Below are 4,683 nucleotides of genomic sequence, written 5' to 3'. Positions count from 1 at the left end.
GTGCGGGGGGTGCGTCGACGACGGCCGTGGCGCCCTCGATGGCCACGACGACGACGTCCTCGCCCGCCGCGAAGGAGCGCCCGGCGGCGGCCCGCGCCGACCAGGTCTCCCCGACGAGCTTGACGAGGCCGCCGCGGGCGCTGACGTCGGCGAGGACGTGCGCCGTGCGGCCGAGCAGGGCGGGGGTGTTCGTGGTGCCCGCCGCCGGCATCCGCAGCCGGCGCAGCAGCAGCGGGCGGATCGTGGCGAGCAGCAGGCCGGCCGCGGCCGCCGCGACGAGGACCTGACCCACGTACCCCAGGCCCAGGGCGTCGGCGGCCGCGCCCGCGAGGGCGCCGCCGGCGAGCATGGCGAAGACGAGGTCGAGGCTGGCCAGCTCCAGGATGCCGAGCACGAGGGCCGCGGCGATCCACAGCAGCCAGCCGTGCTCCAGCAGCTGCTCCAGGAACCCCACCGCGACCACCTCCCCGTGGTCCCGACCCTACCCACCCCTCCCCGCGGTGCTCCCGCACGGCGCACCGGGCGGGAGCACCGCGGAAGGGGTCACCGCGGGAAGGGGCCCGTCAGGACTCGTACTCCTCCAACGGCGGGCAGGAGCAGACGAGGTTGCGGTCGCCGGCGGCGCCGTCGATGCGGCGCACCGGCGGCCAGTACTTCGCCCGCGGGTCCAGCCCGCCCGGGTAGACGGCCTGCTCGCGGGTGTAGGGGTGCGCCCACTCCCCCACCAGGCTGGCGGCGGTGTGCGGGGCGTGCCGCAGCGGGGAGTCCTCCACGGCCCAGGCGCCGTCGGCGATCTCGCGGACCTCCTCGGCGATGGCGAGCATCGCGTCGCAGAAGCGGTCCAGCTCGGCGAGGTCCTCGCTCTCGGTGGGCTCGACCATGAGGGTGCCGGCCACCGGGAAGGACATCGTCGGGGCGTGGAAGCCGTAGTCGACCAGCCGCTTGGCGACGTCGTCGACGGTGACGCCCGTCGCCTTCGTCATCGGCCGCAGGTCGAGGATGCACTCGTGGGCCACGAGCCCGCCCGGGCTGCGGTAGAGCACCGGGTAGGCCCGCTCCAGCCGCGTCGCGACGTAGTTCGCGCTCAGCACGGCCTGCACCGTCGCCGCGCGCAGCCCGTCGGGGCCCATGAGCCGCAGGTAGGCCCAGGAGATCGGCAGGATGCCCGCGGAGCCGAACGGGGCGGCGGAGACCATGCCCACGCCGGACCCGTCGGCCCCGGCGGCCGGGGAGGTGCCGGGCAGGAACGGCGCCAGGTGCGAGCGCACCGCCACCGGCCCGACGCCCGGACCACCGCCGCCGTGCGGGATGCAGAAGGTCTTGTGCAGGTTCAGGTGCGAGACGTCCGCGCCGAAGGTGCCGGGGCGCGCCAGGCCCACGAGGGCGTTGAGGTTGGCGCCGTCGACGTACACCTGCCCGCCCGCCTCGTGCACCAGCGCGCAGACCTCGCGGATCGACTCCTCGTAGACCCCGTGGGTGGAGGGGTAGGTGACCATGAGCGCCGCGAGGCGCTCGGCGTGCTGGGCGGTCTTGGCGCGCAGGTCGTCCAGGTCCACGTTCCCGGCCTCGTCGCAGCGCACGACGACGACCTGCAGCCCCGCCATGACGGCGCTGGCGGCGTTGGTGCCGTGCGCCGAGGAGGGGATCAGGCAGACCGTGCGCTCGGCGTCGCCGCGGGAGAGGTGGTAGGCGCGGATGGCCAGCAGCCCCGCGAACTCCCCCTGCGAGCCGGCGTTGGGCTGCAGCGAGACCGCGTCGTAGCCGGTGACCTCGGCCAGCCAGCGCTCCAGGTCGGCGACCAGCTGCGCGGTGCCGGCCAGCTGGTCGGCGGGCGCGTAGGGGTGCAGGTCGGCGAACTCGGGCCAGGAGACCGGCTCCAGCTCCGTCGTCGCGTTGAGCTTCATCGTGCACGAGCCCAGCGGGATCGCGCCGCGGTCCAGGGCGTAGTCGGCGTCGGAGAGGCGGCGCAGGTAGCGCAGCATCGCCGTCTCCGAGCGGTGCTGGGAGAAGACCGGGTGCTGCAGGTAGCCGCTGGTGCGCAGCAGCGCGGCCGGCAGCGCGTGCTCCTGGGCGCCCTCCAGCGGCTGCACGCCGAAGCCGCGCAGGGCGGCCGCGACGTGGGCGTCGGTCGTGGTCTCGTCGACGGTCAGCCCCACGTGGTCCTCGTCGACCAGGCGCAGGTTCACCCCGGCCGCCAGGGCGTCGGCCACGACCCGGCGGGCCCGGCCGGGCACGCGGGCCACGACGGTGTCGAAGAGGTCCTCGTGCAGCAGCTCGACCCCGCCCGCGCGCAGCGCCGCGGCGATCGCGCCGGCGCGGCGGGCGACCTGCGCGCCGATCGCGCGCAGGCCCTCGGGACCGTGCCAGACGGCGTAGCAGCCGGCCATCACCGCGAGCAGGACCTGCGCGGTGCAGATGTTGGAGGTCGCCTTGTCGCGGCGGATGTGCTGCTCGCGCGTCTGCAGGGCCAGGCGGTAGGCGGGCTTGCCGTCGGCGTCGACGGAGACGCCGACCAGGCGCCCGGGCAGCGAGCGCTCCAGGCCCTTGCGCACGGCCATGTAGGCCGCGTGCGGGCCGCCGGCGCCCATGGGCACGCCGAAGCGCTGGCTGGAGCCGACGGCCACGTCGACGCCGAACTCCCCGGGCGCGCGCAGCAGGGTGAGGGCCAGCAGGTCGGCGGCGGCGACGGCGATCGCCCCGCGCCCGTGCGCGTCGGCCACGACGGCCTGCAGGTCGCGGACCCGGCCCGAGGTGCCCGGGTACTGCACGAGCAGGCCGAACACGCCGCGCTCGCCGACGGGGGCCAGCGGGTCGGGCGCGTCGAGGTCGACCTCGAGCAGCTCGACGCCCAGCGGCACGGCGCGCGTGCGCAGCACCGCGAGGGTCTGCGGCAGCACGTCGGCGTCGACGGCGAAGACCGCGCCGGCGGGCGCCTTGGAGGTGCGGCGGGCCAGCGTCATCGCCTCGGCCGCCGCGGTGCCCTCGTCGAGCAGGGAGGCGTTGGCGACGTCGAGGGCGGTCAGGTCGGCCACGGCGGTCTGGAAGTTCAGCAGCGCCTCGAGGCGGCCCTGGGAGATCTCCGGCTGGTAGGGCGTGTACGCGGTGTACCAGGAGGGGTTCTCCAGCACGTTGCGCCGCACGACGGCCGGGGTGCGGGTGCCGTGGTAGCCCAGGCCGATCATCGAGGGCACGACGCGGTTGCGGGCCGCGAGGGCGCGCAGCTCCGCGGTGACCGAGGCCTCGTCGAGGGCCTCGGGCAGGTCCAGCACGCCGTCGCGGATGCCGGCGGGCACGGCGCGCTCGACGAGCTCGTCGGTCGAGGAGAGCCCCAGCAGGGCCAGCATGCGGGCCGCCGCGGCGGCGTCGGGGCCGATGTGGCGGGCGCTGAAGGGCAGCGCCGCGGGGTCGGCGGCGAGCTCCGGCAGGGCGGTGGGCTCGGGTGCGGTCGTCGTCACGGGAAGCTCCGGAGGTCGCGGGCGGGGGTACGGACCTCCCCGTCTGTCACCCGTCGCGGGGCTCCAGATCGGCCTGTCCCGCGTGGTCCTTCCGCCTGAGAGGTTCCGGGGATGTTGCCCCTTCGGCGCCCCGGTCGCACCGGGGTCTCTCCCGCGCGGGATGCACGGCCGCGCACCACTCTAGGGCACCGGGGCGGGGTCGGCGGAGCGCTAGGGTTCGCCCGTGATCAGCCTCGCCGTCTGCAGCGCCAAGGGTGGTGTGGGCAAGACGTCGGTGGTCCTCGGTCTGGCCTCCGCGGCCCTCCAGCGCGGCACCAGCACCCTCGTGGTCGACCTGGACCCGCAGGCCGACGCCACCTCCGGCCTCGACGTGAGCGCGCAGCGCCCGCACGACGTGGCGGCGGTGCTGCGCGACCCCCGGCGGCGCGTCGCCGAGGAGGCGGTGGCCCCCAGCGGCTGGGTCTCCGACCACCCCGGGCTGCTGGACGTGCTCACCGGCTCCGCGGAGTCCGCCGGCCTGGACGGCCCGGACGCCGACGCGGAGGCGCTGAAGTCGCTGCGGCGGGCGCTGCGCAAGGTCGACGACCACGACCTCGCGCTGCTGGACACCCCGCCCTCGCTCAACGGCCTGACCCGCTCGGCGTGGCGGGCCGCCGACGCGGTCCTCGTCGTCAGCGACGCCAGCCGCTTCTCCGTCGCCGCGGTGGACCGCACGCTGCGCGAGGTGCGCGCGCTGCGCCCCGCCCCGCGCGTGGTCGGGGTCCTCGTCAACCGCTTCACCCAGCGCTCGGGCGAGCAGCGCTTCCGCTACGAGGAGCTGCGCTCGCTGTTCGGCGACCTGGTGCTGGAGCCGCTGCCGGACCGGGCCGCCGTCCCGCAGTCGCAGGGCGCCGGGCTGCCGCTGCACGCGCTGCGCGCCCGCACCGCCAAGACGCTCGCGCTGCAGTTCGACGCCGTCCTGGACCGCGTGCTGGAGAAGGACTGAGCGCGGCGCCCGCGCCGGTGGGCGCCCGGGGAACCGGGCGGCGCCGGCGCGCGTCCGAGGTGCGGGACGATCACCGAGCACCTACCGTCGTGAGCGGTGGTGCGCCGCAACCGTTCTGGTACCCACCGCCCCTGATCCCCCGCGCAGCGGCGCGGTCCGAGGAGGTCCCGTGACGTCGAAGGCCCCGGTCGAGCGCCAGCGGCTGGTCCGCGCGGCGCGCAGCACCGCCGGCGCCGCCCGGTT

Annotated in this window: 3 protein-coding genes and 1 riboswitch; of the genes, 1 reads left to right on the top strand and 2 read right to left on the bottom strand. The window is 76.4% G+C overall.

Annotated elements, in window-relative coordinates; all coding sequences use genetic code 11:
• Both GTQ99_RS20015 and gcvP read right to left on the bottom strand, forming a co-directional pair.
• On the bottom strand, positions 1 to 454 hold a 454-nt coding region (locus tag GTQ99_RS20015; protein ID WP_166617465.1), incomplete at its 3' end, for an NfeD family protein.
• 109 nt (positions 455 to 563) lie between these two features.
• Entirely contained in the window at positions 564 to 3,425 is a 2,862-nt protein-coding gene (gene gcvP, locus GTQ99_RS20010) for an aminomethyl-transferring glycine dehydrogenase (RefSeq protein WP_166617466.1), read from the bottom strand.
• Between the two features lie 103 nt (positions 3,426 to 3,528).
• Positions 3,529 to 3,619, bottom strand: a riboswitch (glycine riboswitch).
• A 59-nt stretch (positions 3,620 to 3,678) separates the two neighbouring features.
• On the opposite strand from gcvP, the gene GTQ99_RS20005 reads away from it, so the two are divergent.
• A complete protein-coding gene (locus GTQ99_RS20005) occupies positions 3,679 to 4,440 on the top strand; it encodes an AAA family ATPase (RefSeq protein WP_166617464.1) in 762 nt (253 codons plus the stop codon).
• Positions 4,441 to 4,683: the final 243 nt, after the last annotated feature.

This window comes from Kineococcus vitellinus (assembly GCF_009906315.1).
GTDB classification, from domain to species: Bacteria; Actinomycetota; Actinomycetes; order Actinomycetales; family Kineococcaceae; genus Kineococcus; species Kineococcus vitellinus.
The sequence above is the reverse complement of the archived record's forward strand: the minus strand, read 5'-3'. Positions and strand labels throughout refer to the sequence as shown.